This is a genomic window from Streptomyces sp. NPDC048483 (genome assembly GCF_040651455.1).
In the GTDB taxonomy this organism is placed as follows: domain Bacteria; phylum Actinomycetota; class Actinomycetes; order Streptomycetales; family Streptomycetaceae; genus Streptomyces.
This window is the reverse complement of the sequence record NZ_JBEZJZ010000143.1, coordinates 1-17,384: the sequence shown is the minus strand read 5'-3', so window position 1 is coordinate 17,384 and position 17,384 is coordinate 1. Positions and strand designations below refer to the sequence as shown.

Sequence of the window (17,384 nt, the reverse complement as noted above, 5' to 3'; positions counted from 1 at the left end):
GAGGTGCTAGTGCCCTTTATCGGGCGTGGGGGTTCAAGTCCCCCCTCGGACACTCAGAACTCAGACTCACATACGAACCAGTCAGCGGGCTGTGATTGCACGATCACAGCCCGCTGATTTGCGTGATGCTCCAGCTCAAGCCCGAAGTCGGCGTGCAGCGGAGCTCTGTCTTCCAGGTTCGCGGCTTGAAGCCGGTCGGTCATGTTGCCGAACATCTTGATCAGGTGCTGGATCTGCGCCTCGGCGAGTTTCTCCTCTTGAGTGCCTGCCTCGGGATGGTTCGTCGTGCGGCTTCCAGGGCGGGGGCGTAGGCGATTACCGCTACTGGCTCTCGGAGGGTGCGGCCCAGCTGCCCCGGCGGTGTTCTTGGCGTATTCGGCGGTGTAGCGGCAGCGGCAGCGGCAGCGGTAGCAGGGCTGGCCGTTGTTGTACTTGCCCTGCATCTTGCGGCGGCAGATGCCGCAGTGCGGCCGATCGCCGAGCGGGTAGGGGCGGTTGGTGGTGGGCGGGCTGCGTTCGGGCGAAGGAGCTGCACCATGTACTCCGCCAGCGGGCAGCGCACCTCCTGGGGCGCTCGGTCCCCAGCGCCTCCTGCCCTCTCACACAGGGAAGTGGAGCTGTACGACAGCCGTCCAAGCGTTGGTTGAACGGAGTGCCCTCATCTGGCCTCGCGTATGGGGCGGACGGTCAATTGACTTCCCGGCCGAACCCGGACCCATACGGCTGGCGATGCTTCAGCTTCTGGACCTTACCGGTGCCCGTGCGTGGGATCGAGTCGCGAAACTCAACCGCCGTCGGGGCCGATCGCGGTGGGGAGGTGACCGCGACACCGTGGACTCTTGAAGCGCGGAATGCCCTTCTCACCAGGACTTTCGAGGGCTTCTGCCGTAACCCTTCGAGCCCAGCAGATGCGCGCCACTTCAATGATCACGGTCCACACCACAGCAGAGGACTGCTCGCGCTGAGCAACGACGCCACGTGATCCCCTGCCTGCAGCTCGCATCGAACCCTGCCAGGGCGTCGTCGGACCTCCAGCGAGTACCTGGTCAACCAGCGGAAATACGGACCGTCGTGCCGTCGGGAAGATCGTGGACCTTCTGGGCGATCGGACCCCGGATTCGCATCGCGGTCACCGCGTCGTGGACCGCGAAGTTGTCGAAGTCGTAGCCACCGCCGGCAATGAAGAACTCGTACGGGACAAGCCGCTCTCCCGGGTCGAGGGCGTCGTTCTCGTGCTGAAATGCATAAGCAAAGCCGGCCGCACCATGCACATCGGGGTCATCAAGCAGCCATTGTGCCCACTGCTCGAGGCTGGTGCCCAGCGAGGTCACGCATGCCGTCTCCGGATCGAAGGTGACGACCTCCTCATCACCGACGATGCCGAACTGGGTTCCGAAAATGTCCTGCCCGAAGCAGAAGACATCATCTGCCAAGCCGTCGTAGGTGTCCTTCCACGTGCTCTCCGAGTTCCAAGTGAGCATGTCGGGCCCCAGGCCCTCCTCACCTACTCGGAAGACCTGGACGCCCGCGTTGAAGAGGAAGAAGCCATTGATTCTGGAGATGACTTTGCCCAGCTCCGCGAGCGGACCGGCTTTGACTCCGAAGTCCAGATCCACGGAGGGTCCCATGGGGCCGCGGGCGCGGCCCAGCAGTTGCTCCAGTGCGCTCTCGGTCATGCCGTATCACTCCGCTTCCGGGCTGATGGGTAGGGTCAGTCGGTGCTCCCGCACCCGGTCACTGGCAACCAGGCGAAGGGTGGGTTGCAGAACGATCTCGTGGGGCAGCGCATCCCATTTCGCGTTCGGCCACCAGCGGCCGTCAGCAGCATCTGCTCACCGCGCGCGATCTCACCCTGGTTGGCACACCATCCTGCCATCCCTACGCACGGGGGAACTGCTCAAAGGTCTCGCCGGTCGCCTCGGGGGCGCGAGGGCGCGAGGAAAGTCATTGGCGGCCCTCAAGGGCTGCCTGACGACTCGCTTCTCGTGGGAGGTCAGATCTCTGTCGTCGCGTTCCAGCGGGTGCGCGCCGATCACGCCGTCCTGGGGCTGCGCTGGGCTGCCCCAGGGCTTGAGACACCCTGGTAGCGGCTCCTCCGCCGGGCGTCGCTCAAGTTGGTCGCACAGCCACAGGAGTCGCTCGCCGGAATTCACATGATCGCTCCCTTTCCAGGCCAACGTACGGAGCCGGAGCCGATATCCGTGCTCCCGTTGGGTAGACCGCTGACGGCAGGGCGGCCCATCGCAGACCCGGAGCCCTGGTTATCCGTCGGAGAGGTGTGATTCCTACTCGCTGCCGCGCCACCCTCTGCGTATATCCCCGGCGGATACTCGTCACGGTCCGATCCCATGCGTGTGGGGATCCCTCGTGGGGACTCCTCGCCTTTGTCGTCTGCACCAGACCTGTCGATCGTCAAGCAGTCAGGATGGGGCGCACCACGAATCGGTGGCGTTGCCGCTCGCTCACAGGCTGAGCTCTGGGCGCGCGCCGTGTCGACGCGCCGCCCAGTGGCGTCATTCAGGTTCCGGCCTTGCCCTCCTCCTCGTCTTCGTCGTCTTCGTCGTCCTCGTAGTCGTGGTCGAAGTGCTCGTACTCGTAGTCGCTGAGGTAGTCGTAGAGCTCGTCGACCAGGGGCGAGCTATCGGCCCACCACGGAGTGGGGCGCTTGCCCGAGCCGCCATTGACCAGCGAGGGACCGACGGCGTCCATCCAGGGTTCGCTCGCGCCTTCTTCCAGTTCATCAAGGTCCAGTTCGGCCAGCGAGCTGATCTTGGGGACGGGGACGGTGGCCTGCTGGTGCTTCACCATCCAGGTGTTGCGGAAGAAGTCGAACTGCAGGTGGTAGCAGTCGTTCGTCTCGGAGAAGACGATCGGCGGGACCAGGAAGTGAGCCGCGCCGACGGTGGCCGCCACGTCGATGTAGTTGCCGGGGACTCCACCGGAGTTCCAGCATGCGGCGAAGTTCACGGGGGTGAGCGACTCCTTGCCCAGCACGTGGATCTGGTTGCCCCGGATCACGAACTTCTCCGGATCGAGAACCGCGTCCTCCCCGAGCATCAGAATCGGCGCGGGCATGATGTGCGCCTTCGCGAAGCTCTGCGCACGCTCGTTCAGGTCGACGATCTCGTCGAAGCGCGTGGGATCGAACCGGCCGAAGTTGTGGAACGGGCAGCAGACGTCGTCCGTCAGCTCCGACTCGGGGAAGAGAGTGGACTTGTCGAGGGGTGCCACGGCCGGTGCGCCGGCGCTGTCCTTGTCCTTGTCCTTGTCCTTGTCATTGAGGAAGGCGGGGATCCAGGTGTCGTCCTCGGCCTCGATGACGGCCGATGCGCACAAATCACGGAAGGCGGTCTCGCCGAGCTTGCAGTTGAAGTAGTCGAGCAGCGTGATCGCGGCGCACTCGGCGAGCGAGAGCTTGTCGCTCTTGGTGAACCAGAAGTCGTAGCCGTTCGCGACGAAATGCACGCCGCGGAACTGCTTGTGGACATAGGGCTCGCGCGCGGGGGCGCGGGTGAGGCCGCTCCAGTGCGCGGCGGCGACCTGGTTGTAGTAGGCGTCGGCGTGGCGAGTGAGTTCTGGGGCAAAGACGCTTTCGCCGGTCAGGTAGCAGGCCTTGCTGAACAGCGCGCCGATCTCGGGGTCGTGGGTGACCTCGGGATCCTCGGAGAAGATGAGTTCGGTGCGCAGGAAGACCTTGCGGCCGTCGCGGAAGGGCGCGCCCTCGTGCTCGTACCGCTGGTCGAAGACGACGCAGGTGAAACTTGCGATGTCCTCGACCGCCGTGCCCCCGGTGAGGTCGAGCGCGGGTTCTCCCGAGCCGCCGGTGAGGTAGAGAAGCACCGTGTAACGGGAGATGTGCCCGCGGGCGGCGTCGTAGTAGGGCGTGTCGCGGTGGCGGTGGAAGTTTGAGTCGCCGGGTTCGAAGCGGTTGCAGCGGAACACGGGGTTCACGTGTGAGAAGCCGTCGAGCAGTGGCTTCGGCATCGACTTGCTCATCGCTTGGGTCAGTGCCTCGGCGAGCAGTGCCGAATGGAAGATGAAGCGTTCGCCGCCGCGGGTGGCGGCGTTGAGCGGCGGGACGTAGAGGTTGAGCGCGTCGAGGCCCTCGAGGCGGACGCGACCGGCGTCCGGGAGCCGCAGCGTTGCCGCGTATGCGTCCTTCGTGAGCTCTACAGGCTCGCTGAGCTCGAGCTCCAGCGGGGCGTCCGCGAACCAGCGGTCGAGCGGCACGATGTTCTCGAAGGTACGGAACGACAGCTCACGCGGATCGACGAAGACGGCGGCCAGGTGGGGCGCCGGCTCACTGGGCCGCGCGAACTGATCGCGCACGCCCTCGTCGATGCGCTCGGCGTCGATGAAGCGCACCGCCTTGAAGCGCGCGGTGGGGTGCCAGGAGATCGCGAGTCCGTCCAGCGTCGTGGCGGGCTCGGTGTCGGTCGCGTCGACCTCGGCGCGGTACCGGGCAACCTCGTCCGCCGGGGCCTGGCCGGTCGACAGAGCAAAGAATCGGTCGCGTAGTTCGGTGCTCATACGCTCCTCCAGAAGCTGCGCAGGGCGGTCGGAAGCTGCGGGGCGTGCGCCAGTTTCTGTACGCCGGCGTCGGAGACGTCCTCGCGGTAGAGCAGCAGGTGCTTGAGCGAGCCGACGAATGGCGCCTCGATCAGGGCCTGTGCACCGTCCGCACCGATCCGGTTGTAACGGAGGTCGAGCTCCTCGAGCTGCTCAAAACGCGCCAGCGCGCGCACGCCCTCGGCGGTGAGCCGGTTGCGCTGAAGGCGCAGGCGCCGGACGTTGCGGAAGTTCGGGGATGCGCCGAGGGCTGTCAGTCCGGCGTCGCCGATGCCGCAGTAGCGCAGGTCGAGTGTCTCGATCCGCCCGTTCGAGGCCGCGGCGGCGAGGGCCTCGGCGCCGGGATCGCCGATGCGGAAGTACGCAAGGCTGAGTTCGGTCAGCCCGTCGAAGTCGAGGTCCGCCAAGGCGCTGGTCTCGTGGGGCGGCGGCGGCAGTGGCAGGTCGTCCTCGTCGAAGTCGGGCTCGTCGTTGTAGTAGTCCTCGTCCGCCTCCTCCGCTTCCTCGCTCGGCCGGATATGCAACCCGGTCACCAAGCGGCCCCGCAGGGCCTGTTCGATCAGCGGGGGCGCCTTTTCGGACCATTCGACGGCGACCTTCAGGGCAAAGCCGTGCCGACGCACCCGGACGGTCACCTCGGGCGGCAGCTCCGCGTCCCAGCTCTTCTGGTGTTCTTCCACCAGCAGATCGATGTGGCGCTTGAGCTCGTCCCGCTCGGCGGGCCTGGCGTGTGCGTGACGCTGCTCCAGACGTATCAACTCGCCCCGGACGTCGCCCTGTTCACGCAAACAGGCGCTGTAGGCAGTCCACGAGGCTTCCTCGTCAGGACGCTCACGCAGCGTTAGTTCAATGGCCTTGGCTTCCATGCTGAACACCGTACGGGCAGCCACTGACAATCGAGCCGCAGCCCGTGCACAGCGGCACCGGCCCGCGAGGACACGGGCCCTCGCTCACCCGCATGGTGACCGCCCCACGATCGTGAGCAGACACACTGAGTACGCGTGCTCAGGACAACCCCCTGTAGGCGAGCGGACGATGGCGACATGACCCACCATCCGCTCGGCCACCCATGGCAATGGCTGCCGCTCCCCATTGCGGTGCCCGTACCCGCTCGCCTCCACGGTGCCTGGTACGCGCTCCCGGGGGCGGTACTTGCAGCGAGCACCACCTGCATCGCGCTGGCGGGGCTGCAGTGGCTGCGCTGGAGAGGATCGCGAGTCATGCAGTCGTTGCGCGACACCATCGAGTACGGGGCCGGAAATGCTCCGCCGACGCGTGAGGGGATCGATCGTCCCGGTTCGATCACCCTGCTGCTTCGCGCGGCCGGCGCGTCGGCCACGTCGGCGGTGGTCGGATTCCTCGTGATCGCGGTGGCGCGTTCGGCCGACTGACCGGCGCCTACCCAGCCGTCACACCTCTCGTGGCGAGGCCCTGCAGTCCCTGGACGGCCACTTCGCTTCACCCCGTGGGATTCACCGCAGGACCCGTACACCACTGCACGCCCAGCGGCCCGCTGAGCAATCTCACGCGCCTCGACGACGCCCAAGTGCCGCTGTCCACCGAGACGTAGACGTGGTCGGTCCTCTCCTGTGCTCCGGGTGCGCCTGCCGTTCATGGAGGCGACATCCGCAGAGAAGCCGCCGGACTCCCCGGACATTGTTCCGCTCCCCACGGCGTCAAAGGTGATCACTTTTTCATCAGGAGCACTCTGATGGGTTGTCCTGGATTTCGGCGGCCGGCGGGCGCAGGAGCGATACGCGGCGCTGATGAGCGAGCGGGCAGCCGTCGCGAACGGACCCTGGGCGGAGGCGGCGCATGCTGTCGGCTCAGGGGCCGGGGCAGGGACAGGGCATGCTCATGTAGAGGGCCTGCTCGCCCTCGGAGGCGGTGTCGTTGTAGAGGGCCGTGTCCAGTCCGCAGAAGGCGAAGCCCATCCGTCGGTAGGAGTGGATCGCCGGGGCGTTGACGTTGGTGACCTCGAGCCAGATGTGGCCGGCGCCGCGCTCGCGGGCGAATTCGACGGCGTGTCCCATCAGCGCGCGTCCGACACCCCGGCCCCGGTGGTCCGGGGCGACCTCGATGTCCTCGATGGTGAGCCGGCGGTTCCACGAGGAGTAGGAGACGGCGGCGAAGCCGGCCAGACCGCCGTCGGCGGCCATGGCGACGAAGGTGCGACTGTCGGAGTCCACGGAGTCCGCGGCGTCCTCGCCGCCCGCGTCCTCGCCGTCGGACTCGTCCTCGGGGAAGACCTTGGTCAGGGGCGGGTCCACGGGGACCTCCCGGATCGCGAACCCGCCGTCGGTGACGAGCACTTGGAAGACCGTGCTGGTGATGAAGGAGCCGTCGAGGGCTCCGATGGCCTCGGTGTCCTCGGGGCGGGCGGTGCGGAACTCGTAAGCGGTTTCGGCAGCAGTGGTCATGGCACGACGCTACGACCGCCCTGACCGGGATGCGGTGGTTCCAGCCGATGCGGACGCGGACACTGCTCCACAGGATCGGAGCCGCCGGGAACGGAATGGTGAAACGGGCCTGCCCTCGCACGAAGCAAACTCACTGCCAACCCATCGCGCGAGAAAGACAACAGGTGAACCCGTACAACACTCCTCAGCCGCTATCCCCGGCCCCACAGCCGTGGTGGAAGACGACTCCGACCGCCATCGTGATGATCGCGCTCGTGGCCGTCCTGGCCGCGATCAGCTTCCCTCTCGGCGCCCTCGCGATGATCGCCGTCATAGTTCTCCTATGGGTCCTGCCGCCGTGGAAGTGGGGCATGAAGCTCGGCGCCACGATCGGGACCTTCCTGCTCCTCACGGTTGCTGCCGGACTGAGCGGACAGCTTGACGAAACAGGGAAGGACAAACCGAAGCCGGTCGCAGCCAAGACCCACGAGCCGGCCACCACTCCGACCCCGGCCAAAGCCAAGGCCCCGAAGGCAAAGGCGCCGGACTACACCGGCAAGCCGCTGGACAAGGCGGAGGAACAGGCACGCGCCGCCGGATACACCACCGGGGCACATGACGCATCGCCGAAGGACCGGAACATCTTCATGCGGTCCGGCTGGGTGGTGTGCTTCCAGAAGCCCGACACGGACGACGGCCACAAGCTGATCGACTTCGGCGCGATGAAGGACGGGGAACCGTGCCCGAACAAGGACGGCGGGCCGATCCCGTGGCCGACGATGCCGGATCTGAAGGGGAAGACCTGGGAAGCGGCTACCGGCGCGCTGAACGGCCTGGGGGTCAAGCAGGACAGCATCCGCGCGGACACCGCGTATGCAAATGACACCCTGCCGACCGAAGGCGAATACGACGACTGGAAGGTGTGCGCCACCGATCCGGCCGAGGGTGAGGACATCGACACCAGCAGCACGTCCGCGGTGACCTTGGACCTGACCGCGCCGGGCAACGGCTGCCCCGGCAGCGAGTACGCCAACCTGCCCGACAAGGACGACGACGGAACCCCGGACTACCGGGACAAGCGCGATGACCGCGATGACCGCGACACCACCGGCAGCGGGGGCAGCACCTCCTCGGGTGGCTCGTCCAGTGGCGGGGGAGGCAGTGTCGGCACGGTGACCCCGGGCTCCTTCTGCTCTCACGCAGGCGCGACCGGCACCTCTCACGGCCGCATCTACACGTGTAAGGGCCCGGGACAGAACCGATGGCGCCAGTGAACAACTCCGCCACCCCGGCGCCCGCGTGCGGCCCCGACCACGGCATCAACGAGTAGCAGGTAGCGCGCCCGGAGCCACGCCGCAACCGGCGGGGCTCCGGGCGCCACACGCCGCGTGAAAGAGGCCCTCATGAACAGGGGGTGGGGCGCGCACGTCACCGTGCGACCCGCAAGGGCCGGTAGCGGCACGTACACTCCGTCGCCGCCTACGCGGACTCAGGCATGATCACAGGGGTCACGAATCAAGAACGCGAGGCGACCGTCCGCCAGGGCGGCGCCGAACTCATTGACCTGGTCGAGCCGTTGTGGTTGGCGCTGCTTGCCCACCACCGGACGATCGCTCCTGAACTCGCGTACCAAAGTGAGGAACGGTCCTGGCAGCTGCGCAGCGACGGCTACCGGAAGTGGCTGGCCGAGCCCGATGCCTTCCCCCTGCTGGCGACCTTGGGGGACCGGCCCGTTCGCACCCGACCAGCGCGGCAAAGGCATCGGCACGCTCCTTCTCGACGCCGTGGACGCCGAGCTCGACGGGGCGTGGCGGGGGGGGGCTTCAGTACTCCAGAAGGATTGTGAAATCGGTGCTGGAGACAGAGATGTCGCTGTATGTACGGTCGCGAGCGGTATTTCACCCAGCGCCTTCCCGGTGGGCTCGATGGGGGCCGGGTGCCCTGGGCGGCGATGCCCGAGCTTGCCGCTTTGGACGGGTCGTGCAGAACCACAGAGGAGGCGGGGGTGCAGGAGCCGGTCAGCCGGGGGAGTGGCCGCGCGGCAGCAGAACCGTGCCGGTGTTGCTCCGATGGGCACCTTGTGCAGGTGATGGCCTCACTATGTCCGGATCGCGGGAGCCGACTTCAAAAATCTGCACGGAATCATCACAAGGTCTGTGGAATGCATTCGGCATGTGCCGTTAGCGTTGCTGCCCGCTCGGTCTCGCGTGCGAAAGTGAAAAGTCTCCGGCGTCCCTGGCGGCGCAGTCAGCAGAAAGATCACAGATGGACTACTGCTCGTCGTGCCGCCGGAATCTCAACGGGGCGCTCGTGTGTCCGGGATGCGGTGCTTACGCCCCTGACATAGCCCCGCCCGCCCTCCACCGCCACGACACCTCGGGCACCGCCCCGACGGAGACGTGGGACGCATGGCACGTGCAGGAAGTGCCCGCTACGGGGCCCCTGCACGGTACTGATGTCTTCGGCGTGCCGTCGGCCGTCGACAGCGGCGTATCCGCGGACGCGAACGTGGCTGCGATGGATACGGCCGACGCGGCGGGCGACGATTCGGCCGGCGGCCTCACGGGTGCCTCCGCCACCGGGCAGGGCCGGGCGGCTCGGCGTCGGCAGATGGCGCGTTGGAAGAAGCACCGGCGTCGGGCCGCGGCCGCAACGGCCTTCGCGCTCGCCGGCGGCGCCCTGACCGTTGCGCTGCTGCCGAACAAGCCGTCCACCAGCCAGACGCATGCCGCCGCGGCGCCGGACCCGGAGCTCACGGCCACCGACTCCTCGTCGGAGCGGCCGGACTCCCGGGCTTCACGGCATACCGGCACGCGCCCGCCCACCGCAGCCGGACGGCAGCAGAACACCACCGTTTCCCCATCGCCTTCTGCCACGACAAGCCGGCAGTCGGCACCCCCGGCAGCGAACCACCCCGTCGCGACTCCGAGCTCGAATCCGCACACGGCGTCCACGGTGGCCAAGAGGACGCACACCGACAGCCGCGGCATCGCAGCACCGAAGACGACCGCATCCACTTCTGCCGAACGGCCCGACGCAGACACCTCGTCCGGGAGCCGGGTGCCGTCCACGCAGCCGAGGCAGCCGGCGCCGTCCACGCAGCCACCGCAGACGACTCCGGCAAACGAGCCCGCATCGCCGACGGATGTGTGCCTGCTGGGAGTGGTGTGCATCGGCTGACGGCTGTGCCGTCAGCCCGTGATGATGCGGTTCGTGCCGGACCGCAGTGCAGGGTGTTGGGGTGTGATCACGGCTCGTTGGTCGCCCTGTGCGCGGGCACGTCAGGTGTGGCTGGTCGGGTTGGCTGTGAGTGCTGTGTCAGCGGCGTTGAGGATCTTGCCGAAGACGTGGGCGACGACAGGTTTGGCGATCACGCGGGTGAGGGCCGCGCCGAAGGGGAAGCGGACCTGGAAGGTGGTCGTCCAGACGACGAGAGTGCCCTCGGCGACTTCGGTGAAGGTCATACGGCCGACTTCGTGCCGGGCCGGCGGGAAGCTACGTTCGACGTCGTAATCGAAGTCGTGCGGCGGGTTGTAGGTGGTGATCCGTTCGCGGAACCAGCCGATGAGCCACGTGTGCAGCCGTACGGCGCCCACTCCGTAGGGTGCGCCCACGCCGGGCCGGGCCAATCGTGCCCTGAGGACGAATGGGGTGCGGGTGTAGTTGGTGGTGGTGGCGCACCAATTGAATACCTCGGCGATCGGCGCTGCGATGACGCGTCGCACGGTCACGGTTTCCATGTCTTGTCTCTTCTCCTGGCCAGACGGCGCGGAACGATGGCCGCGCCCAGCTTGTCGGGGTTGCGCACGGCGTACCTGCTGTGGATCGGGGTGCCGGCGATGCCGAAGACCAGTACGTGGTCGGGCCGGTCGTCCGAGCGGAACACCACTGCGGACAAGGCGTGGTGGCTCGCGAACTCGACCTGGGTGCCGGGCACGCCTGTCCTGGCGACCCCGGCGACGATTCGATCGACGTGCTCGCGACCCTGACCGGCCGGCACTCGGCGAAGTCCTGCCCCCCGCTCAACATCCACCCCGCATGCCCATCACCCTCCTGTGCGTACCTGGTTCACCGTGTAGACACTGCACAGCCCGAAATCGTGACGCCCTCGCAGGTGACGTGCATCACTTCGCGGGCCAAGTGCCGCCGGTCACGGCAGGGGAAAACCAGGCCACCGATCCCGTAGGAGGTCGGCAAGGTACGCGACGCCCTTCGCAAGCATCGCCGGGGCTCCGGGGCTCCGGGGCTCCGGGGCTCCGGGGTGCGCGCAGAATGCGGCGCAGCATGGCGACGTGTTCACCACCTATGTGGAGTCCTCTTGCCCACAACGGCCGAAGCGGAGCGCCGATCAGGCATCGGCGCCCCGCTGTGACCGCTGGTCGGTGATCAGCGCTTCACCACGAACGCCCGGCCCTTCTTCGTGCCGGACGAGCAGGAGTTCTGCTCCTTCGTGGTCATCTTGCGCGTCTTGACGATCACCGCATTGCTCTGTCCGTCCGTGCCATGGGGTGCGGGCCCGGTGACCGTGTCCGGTACGTACCAGAAGTAGTGGCCCCACTTCGGGCTGTCGTAGTGGGTCTGCCAGGTGCCCGAGACGGTCTGCATCACCTGCGCGCGGGAGATCCAGCCCACCTCGCCGGGCTTCACCGTCATGTTCATCGAGCTGTTCTCGGTGTGTGTACTCGACCAGGTGTGGCTGTAGGTCGCGGTGACACTCAGATCGATGAGATCGGCGATCTTTCCGCCGGCGGTGACGGAGACACCCGCGGAGTCCGTCGAGCCGACGGTGTCCGTCCAGCCCATCGACTGCGTGGCATCCGAAGTGCTGCAGTTGTAGAGGGAGTTGGAGACCTGATGGAAGTCTCCGAGGTGCGCCGTGCCGAGCTTGGGCTCGTTGAAGCTGCACTTCCCCGCACCGGAAGCGCAATCGGCTATGAGCTGTTCCCGGGTGGGTTGGTCATCCGCTGAGGCCGGCAAGGCCATCGTGGCGACCAGGCCCAGGGTCGCTGTGGAGAGCGCCATCAGACGGTTTCCGTAGCGGATCGTTCTGTGTTTCGTCATGTTGCTGTTTGCCTTTCACCCAGCCTCACGGAAGCGACGATTCCGAAGTGTGGGTTCGCCGCTGTTGCGTTTGAGCCTGGAGTGAAATTTGATTCAACTACACCAAAAGTCAGTAAAGTTGTAGTTGATGGCGAAACGGATTCCCTATAGGGGAAACGGAGGCCGCGTCAGGTTTGGCCGGTCTGGTGAAGTGCGGCCCGTACAGGATGATCTGCCCGGCTTCGGCATCGGATTGACGTTGCGTCATCTCGTTCCTCGCGACCCGTGGCGGCAGGCGATGCTGTGCCGGTATCACGCGGGCAGGTATCTCATACCCTGGTCCGCCCTTCACGGCATGTCATACCGCAGAGTTACGTCCGAAGATGGCTCCGGAGTGTGACGCCCGTCCCGGTCACTCAAATCTAGGTTCGAGTCAGTCGGGCTCGGCCGAGTCAGGCAACCGAACGAGCGCGGCACATGGAGGGGTGCCCCGCCCCGCCACAGCTGCTTCGGTCCAGGCGCAGACGCTTGACGAGCGGTACGCGACGAACCGTGATGACATCGCGGCCGTCGAGTGCGCCGCTCACCGCCTGGGGGCTTCAAGAGGAAGTCACCGGATCAACTGCACGTCTTCGAGCGGCAGTTCCCTTCCCTCGGCCCCGCCCCGGGCGACGAAGGGCAGGGCGTGGAAGCACTCGGCCACCTTGGCACCGCACACACCCCGGTGCGGGCGGCCGCCCGTAGTGCCTGGATCCCGCACGAACAGGCGGCATGAGGGCGGCCCGAACTACCGATACGCATCATCCCCTTTGCAGAGAACGAATATGACGGCTCGTTGGGCGACCCAGCCTGCCTGTTGGAGGAAAGAATGGACACCATAACCACCGACCACATCCGTACGCTCTATGTGAAGTACGAGGACGATCTGCGGGCCGTACGCGACGTCCAGCGTCAGTTCCTCCGCGACCGCGGCAAGTCGATGAAGGCGCAGCTCGACGACTATGAAGCCGAAATCACCTACATGCTGCTGCGTGATCTGCGTCCCGATGTGGTGGTGGAGGTCGGCACCTTCTACGGCTGGTCCACGATGTGGATCCTCAGCGCCTTGCGGGACAACGGAACGGGCCACCTCTACTCGTTCGACATCGTGGACAACGTCGTGCGCAACGTCCCGGCCGAACTGTCCCAGGACCGCTGGACATTCACCAAGGGCGATGTCCGCGAACACATCGACCAGCTTCCCGCCGAGGTGGACTACCTCTTCATTGACGCCGACCACGGCGCCCGGTTCGCCCACTGGTACATCGACAACCTCTTCCCGGCAGTCCCGGCGGGCACGCCCACCAGCGTCCACGACGTCTTCCACGGCCGGCGCCCCAAGCCTTTCAGCGAGGGCTCGGTCATCGTCAAGTGGCTGGCCGAGCAGCACATCGAGTTCTTCACGCCGTCCACCGCCAAGGCGCCCGAGGTGACTCGGAGGCTCGCCGAGGTCAAGAAGGAGCTGGGTCTCGACGATCCGGTCCGGGACAGTGACCACAACCCGATGATCTACTTCACCCTGCCGTAGCGGCGGGCTGGTGGTCGCCTTCTCGTCGCTGTGGATCCAGTCGAAGCCCACGCCGGCGCGGGCGGTGTGGACGGCCGGCGCGGTTGTGCAGTCCCCTATGGCCTTCCGTCATGAGTCGGCGGACCCGCGTGGCGGCCCTCAGCGCTGCTCAAGAGACAGCAGCGGCAGCGCATGCAGCGCCACGGCCAGGTCGGTGACCGCGCGCGGGTCCCGCAGGGAGCGACCGGTCAGTTCCTCCAGTCTGTGCAGCCGGTACCGCACCGTGTTGCGGTGGCAGTACAGCAGCTCCGCCGCACCGGCCGCCGAGCCCGCGGCCGCGAACCAGCACTCCAGCGTCTCCAGGAGACGGTCCCGGTCGGTGGCCGGCAGTTCCAGTACGCCCTCGAAGACTGCCCGAGCGATCCGCCCGGCTTCGTCCGGGGCCGAGGCGACCAGCAGGGCGGCCGGGCTGTCGTCGAACCGCGCGACGCCTGCCGCCCGCCCGCGGAGCCCGGCCAGCGCCACGCGCGCGAGACGCAGTGCCCGCGGGGTGTCCTGCAGGGCACGGTACGAAGGACTGACGCCCACCCGGCAGGCGGGAGACCGCCCCAGGACGCGCAGGGTCATTTCCTCGGCCCCCGGGTGCTGGACGGCGACCACACCGACCTGGAGGTCCGGCAGCAGACGCCAGGCCGAGCGCAGTTGCTCGGCCAGGAGCCGCGCCTCGATGCCGGGCAGTGCCTCCCGGCCCGGGGCCGGCACCTCGGCCGCCACGACAACGTACGGCCCGCCGGTCGGCAGGCCGAGCATGTCCGCGGCTCCCCAGAGGGTGGTGCGATCGGTAAGCATTCCGGTGAACAGCGCCTCGACCATGGCGGACCGTTCGCGCTCCCGCTGCAGCACCTGCTCGGAGGTCTCCTCGCGGTAGGCATTGCTGGCCGCCGCGGCGAGCCCTTCGCACACCCACCACGCGGCCAGGGACACGAACGTGTCGGTGGTGATGCCCTCCGCGAAACGGGCCTTGGCCGACAGTTCGGACCACAGGAACTCAGAACCGACGCGGTAGGCATGCAGCAGATCGGCCAACGGGTCCCCGCGGCGGGCCCGTTCCCGGCCGGTGTCGAGCGCCGGTGTCATATCGCCGCCGAGGTCACTGGCGAGATGAGCGAAGACCAGCTCGGCATTGCGTTGGCACGAGGCACTCAATTCCGCGAAGGGCACGTGGTCTTCATTGTCGTAATACGTCACCTCGGCACGGATACGGCGGGCCATCCGTATGCCCAGTTCCGGTGCGCGGCTGCGCAACGAGGCTGCGATGGGCGCGATCTCGGCAGGTGGGTCGGGGGTGCGGCGCATGAACCGCAGGTTACAAAGACCGGCAGCACGGGAGGCAGGGAGTTGTGCCGGGGGACAACGGGAAGGCGGTGCTGCTGTGTGTCGGTACATGGCTCGTACGGCAGGAGACGGCAACGATGACGGAGACGTTACCGGCCGGTATCGGATCCTCCATCCGCCTTGCTGCCTCCTCGGGAGGACCTGTGCCCAGAGCCGCATCAACAAGCACCGCGAACATCGCAAACATCACAAACACCTTGAACAGCGCCTCCACCAGGAAGAGCACGCGCACCACGAAGTGGTCGCCGAAGTGGTCGTCCGCATGGACCGGCGCCGCGCTGCTCGCCACCACCCTCACCGCTGCCGTCACCCCCGCCCACGCCGCTGACCCGGCCGGGACGGGAACATATGTGGCGCTCGGGGATTCGTACGCCGCCGGTGCCGGGATTCCCGCCTCCTCCGCGGGCCTGTGTCTGCGCTCCGACCACGACTACGGTCGTCTTGTCGCCGCGGCCCTCGCGCCGACGTCGTACGTGGACAAGACCTGCGCCGGAGCCAAGGTGGGCGCACTCACCATGCCCCAGCGGGACGCCGGGATTGTCATCAACGGCCCCCAGCTCGACGCCGTCACACCGGACGCCTCCTTGGTCACGCTCACGATCGGTGGCGACGACCTGGGTACCTCCGACATCGGATTCGGCGATATCGCGGTCGTCTGCTCCGCCCTGAGCCTGTCCAATCCCTTGGGCGCTCCCTGCCGCGACTTCTACGGAGACACGCTCACCAAACGGCTGGATTCCGCGGCCGCGCAGCTGGCCGAGGCCCTCCAGAAGGTGCACGCAAAGGCGCCGAAAGCCAGGGTGATGGTCGTCGGCTATCCGTCGGTGCTGCCCGACGACCCGAAGAAGTGCCTCGGCAAAATGCCCGTCACGACCGGGGATCTCGCGTTCCTGCGCTCCGTCCTCGGCGAACTCAACGACAAGGTCGCCAAGACCTCCACCGTTGCCGGCGCCACGTACGTCGACACGCTCGGCCCGACCAAGGGCCACGACAGCTGCGCGTCGGACCCGTGGATCGAGGGTCTCCTCCCCACCTCGCCGACCCTGCCGCTGCATCCGGATGCGACCGGTGAACGGGTCATGGCCGATGCGGTGCTGAGCGCGCTGCGCCACTGATCGGGCTGATCTGACTGATCCGTCTGATACGTCATCGCCCGGCCCGACCGATCCGGGCCGGGCGGTGGCCTTCAGGCGTCTTCCGCCGTCGCCGGCCGCCGGTGACGCGGCCGGGTCCGGAGCCCACTGTCCCTGGGAACGGCAAGATGGACCCCTCCGAGCAGTCTTCGCAGTGAACTCCGCTCGACTTGGGTGCCTCCCTGAAGAGAGCCTATGGGCATGGAGTTCCTCTGCTACCACCGCGACCGGCCCGGCTCCGTCGCGCTGCGGGACGAGCTGCTGGAAGAGCACTGGTCCTACATGGACCGGTACGCGAAGGAGATGATCGCCCGCGGCCCGACCCTGGCCGACGACGGCGACATACCTACCGGCAGCGTGCACATCGTCGACCTTCCCGGTCCCACCGCCGCCCGCGCGTTCGCCCTGGACGAGCCCGGCTACCAGGCCGGCGTCTACCGGGACGTGCTGCTGCGCCGATGGCGCAACACGCTGGGGCGCACCATGTGGGACTTCCCCGGCGGCCGGACCGGCGGCAACCGGTACCTGGTGCTCGGCCTCGGCACGGGGCAGGCCGCCGACCTCGAGGTGCCGCCCGGCCGGGACGAGCTGATCGCCTACGGGCCGCTGCTGTCCGACGATGGCGCCACCTGGCTGGGCACGGCGGCGCTGGTCCGGGCGCCGGACCCGGACACGGCACGCGCCATCCTGACCCCGGACCGGTACGCCGACATCGAGGTGCGCAACTGGCAGTTCGGCGGGCGGCCGTCATGACCCGAGGACGTCCAGGCCGACGTCACCGCCGCAGCCCTTCGGACCGGAGCGCTCCGTGTCCTCGTGTGTCACCCGAACCCATGGATGCATCGGCCTGACGCCTCGCTGCCCCAGGTGCAAAGCAGCCGCCGCGTCCAGAGCTTCAGGTGAGACAGATCGACCGCGGCGGCCATCGCCTTCGTCCCCTCGTCGTTGAGGTGCAGAAGGTCGCCGCTGTCGTATGCGGGGACGATCCGCTCCGGGTCGGCCGGGTCCTCGACCGCGCGGGGCGGTCACGAAGCCCTGACCGCCCCTTTTCCCTTCCACCTGGGGTCAGCGACAGGAGCCCGGGCACCTGGACTTGCGGCTTCGTCGACAGCAAGGGCCTGCAGCTGACGAGGGCCTGCGGCTATCGAGGACTACGCCACGGGGCCGAGGTGGCCTTCGAGGGTGGTCCGGGTGATCGGGGGACGGTCTTACTGATCATTTCAGAATGAGTTCGGTGCGGCGGCTGGGAGTTGGCGGTGTCATCGGGCAGGGTCTGGTGGGTGGTTGATGATCTCGTCCCTG

Annotated in this window: 16 protein-coding genes; 6 read left to right on the top strand and 10 right to left on the bottom strand. The window is 67.4% G+C overall.

The features are described from left to right. Positions 1-53: 53 nt before the first annotated feature. From AB0D04_RS38675 to AB0D04_RS38660, 4 genes are all read right to left on the bottom strand, one after another. A complete protein-coding gene (locus AB0D04_RS38675) occupies positions 54-443 on the bottom strand; it encodes a hypothetical protein (protein WP_362712089.1) in 390 nt (129 codons plus the stop codon). 603 nt (positions 444-1,046) lie between these two features. Beyond that, on the bottom strand, positions 1,047-1,676 hold the full coding sequence (locus AB0D04_RS38670; RefSeq protein ID WP_362712088.1) for an SMI1/KNR4 family protein: 630 nt from the start codon (positions 1,674-1,676) through the stop codon (positions 1,047-1,049). Between the two features lie 841 nt (positions 1,677-2,517). Then, positions 2,518-4,530, bottom strand: coding sequence for a hypothetical protein (locus AB0D04_RS38665; protein WP_362712087.1), 2,013 nt, complete (start codon positions 4,528-4,530; stop codon positions 2,518-2,520). Beyond that, a complete protein-coding gene (locus AB0D04_RS38660) occupies positions 4,527-5,435 on the bottom strand; it encodes a hypothetical protein (protein WP_362712086.1) in 909 nt (302 codons plus the stop codon). Before AB0D04_RS38660 ends, AB0D04_RS38665 begins: the two co-directional genes overlap by 4 nt. A 177-nt stretch (positions 5,436-5,612) precedes the next feature. On the opposite strand from AB0D04_RS38660, the gene AB0D04_RS38655 reads away from it, so the two are divergent. Continuing rightward, a complete protein-coding gene (locus AB0D04_RS38655) occupies positions 5,613-5,960 on the top strand; it encodes a hypothetical protein (RefSeq protein ID WP_362712085.1) in 348 nt (115 codons plus the stop codon). Between the two features lie 435 nt (positions 5,961-6,395). Here AB0D04_RS38655 and AB0D04_RS38650 read toward each other — a convergent pair whose 3' ends face one another. Then, a complete protein-coding gene (locus AB0D04_RS38650) occupies positions 6,396-6,989 on the bottom strand; it encodes a GNAT family N-acetyltransferase (protein WP_362712084.1) in 594 nt (197 codons plus the stop codon). 95 nt (positions 6,990-7,084) lie between these two features. Between AB0D04_RS38650 and AB0D04_RS38645 the strand changes: the two genes are divergently transcribed. Beyond that, positions 7,085-8,242, top strand: a complete 1,158-nt coding sequence (locus tag AB0D04_RS38645; RefSeq protein WP_362712083.1) for a PASTA domain-containing protein — start codon at positions 7,085-7,087, stop codon at positions 8,240-8,242. Positions 8,243-8,457: 215 nt separating this feature from the next. Here the strand turns inward: AB0D04_RS38645 and AB0D04_RS38640 are convergent, their stop codons facing one another. Beyond that, the gene (locus AB0D04_RS38640; RefSeq protein ID WP_362712082.1) at positions 8,458-8,730 is read right to left on the bottom strand and encodes a hypothetical protein; all 273 of its coding nucleotides are present in this window, start codon (positions 8,728-8,730) and stop codon (positions 8,458-8,460) included. 653 nt (positions 8,731-9,383) lie between these two features. Between AB0D04_RS38640 and AB0D04_RS38635 the strand changes: the two genes are divergently transcribed. Continuing rightward, complete coding sequence (locus AB0D04_RS38635) at positions 9,384-10,148, top strand: hypothetical protein (protein ID WP_362712081.1); 765 nt, start codon at positions 9,384-9,386, stop codon at positions 10,146-10,148. A 101-nt stretch (positions 10,149-10,249) separates the two neighbouring features. Here the strand turns inward: AB0D04_RS38635 and AB0D04_RS38630 are convergent, their stop codons facing one another. From AB0D04_RS38630 to AB0D04_RS38620, 3 genes are all read right to left on the bottom strand, one after another. Next, entirely contained in the window at positions 10,250-10,708 is a 459-nt protein-coding gene (locus tag AB0D04_RS38630; protein WP_362712080.1) for an SRPBCC family protein, read from the bottom strand. Next, complete coding sequence (locus AB0D04_RS38625; RefSeq protein WP_362712079.1) at positions 10,696-10,905, bottom strand: hypothetical protein; 210 nt, start codon at positions 10,903-10,905, stop codon at positions 10,696-10,698. The genes AB0D04_RS38630 and AB0D04_RS38625 overlap by 13 nt, the downstream gene beginning before the upstream one ends. A gap of 449 nt (positions 10,906-11,354) precedes the next feature. Further along, entirely contained in the window at positions 11,355-12,029 is a 675-nt protein-coding gene (locus AB0D04_RS38620) for a hypothetical protein (protein ID WP_362712078.1), read from the bottom strand. A gap of 847 nt (positions 12,030-12,876) precedes the next feature. Here AB0D04_RS38620 and AB0D04_RS38615 point away from each other — a divergent pair. Further along, on the top strand, positions 12,877-13,575 hold the full coding sequence (locus AB0D04_RS38615; RefSeq protein WP_362712077.1) for a class I SAM-dependent methyltransferase: 699 nt from the start codon (positions 12,877-12,879) through the stop codon (positions 13,573-13,575). A 138-nt stretch (positions 13,576-13,713) separates the two neighbouring features. On the opposite strand, the gene AB0D04_RS38610 is transcribed toward AB0D04_RS38615, so the two are convergent. Beyond that, positions 13,714-14,910, bottom strand: a complete 1,197-nt coding sequence (locus tag AB0D04_RS38610; RefSeq protein WP_362712076.1) for a helix-turn-helix domain-containing protein — start codon at positions 14,908-14,910, stop codon at positions 13,714-13,716. 236 nt (positions 14,911-15,146) lie between these two features. Here AB0D04_RS38610 and AB0D04_RS38605 point away from each other — a divergent pair, with 236 nt between their 5' ends. Beyond that, a complete protein-coding gene (locus tag AB0D04_RS38605) occupies positions 15,147-16,064 on the top strand; it encodes an SGNH/GDSL hydrolase family protein (RefSeq protein WP_362712075.1) in 918 nt (305 codons plus the stop codon). Positions 16,065-16,283: 219 nt separating this feature from the next. Further along, positions 16,284-16,835, top strand: coding sequence for a YciI family protein (locus AB0D04_RS38600; protein ID WP_362712074.1), 552 nt, complete (start codon positions 16,284-16,286; stop codon positions 16,833-16,835). The last annotated feature ends 549 nt before the right edge of the window (positions 16,836-17,384 follow it).

Bases quoted from the DNA above. Each gene is read 5' to 3' on its own strand.
- AB0D04_RS38665 (WP_362712087.1), bottom strand. From the start codon at position 4,530: ATGAGCACCGAACTACGCGACCGATTCTTTGCTCTGTCGACCGGCCAG.
- AB0D04_RS38630 (WP_362712080.1), bottom strand. From the start codon at position 10,708: ATGGAAACCGTGACCGTGCGACGCGTCATCGCAGCGCCGATCGCCGAG.
- AB0D04_RS38650 (WP_362712084.1), bottom strand. From the start codon at position 6,989: ATGACCACTGCTGCCGAAACCGCTTACGAGTTCCGCACCGCCCGCCCC.
- AB0D04_RS38640 (WP_362712082.1), bottom strand. From the start codon at position 8,730: ATGCCTTTGCCGCGCTGGTCGGGTGCGAACGGGCCGGTCCCCCAAGGT.
- AB0D04_RS38615 (WP_362712077.1), top strand. From the start codon at position 12,877: ATGGACACCATAACCACCGACCACATCCGTACGCTCTATGTGAAGTAC.
- AB0D04_RS38670 (WP_362712088.1), bottom strand. From the start codon at position 1,676: ATGACCGAGAGCGCACTGGAGCAACTGCTGGGCCGCGCCCGCGGCCCC.
- AB0D04_RS38610 (WP_362712076.1), bottom strand. From the start codon at position 14,910: ATGCGCCGCACCCCCGACCCACCTGCCGAGATCGCGCCCATCGCAGCC.
- AB0D04_RS38600 (WP_362712074.1), top strand. From the start codon at position 16,284: ATGGAGTTCCTCTGCTACCACCGCGACCGGCCCGGCTCCGTCGCGCTG.
- AB0D04_RS38620 (WP_362712078.1), bottom strand. From the start codon at position 12,029: ATGACGAAACACAGAACGATCCGCTACGGAAACCGTCTGATGGCGCTC.
- AB0D04_RS38660 (WP_362712086.1), bottom strand. From the start codon at position 5,435: ATGGAAGCCAAGGCCATTGAACTAACGCTGCGTGAGCGTCCTGACGAG.
- AB0D04_RS38655 (WP_362712085.1), top strand. From the start codon at position 5,613: ATGACCCACCATCCGCTCGGCCACCCATGGCAATGGCTGCCGCTCCCC.
- AB0D04_RS38675 (WP_362712089.1), bottom strand. From the start codon at position 443: ATGCAGGGCAAGTACAACAACGGCCAGCCCTGCTACCGCTGCCGCTGC.
- AB0D04_RS38645 (WP_362712083.1), top strand. From the start codon at position 7,085: ATGGTGAAACGGGCCTGCCCTCGCACGAAGCAAACTCACTGCCAACCC.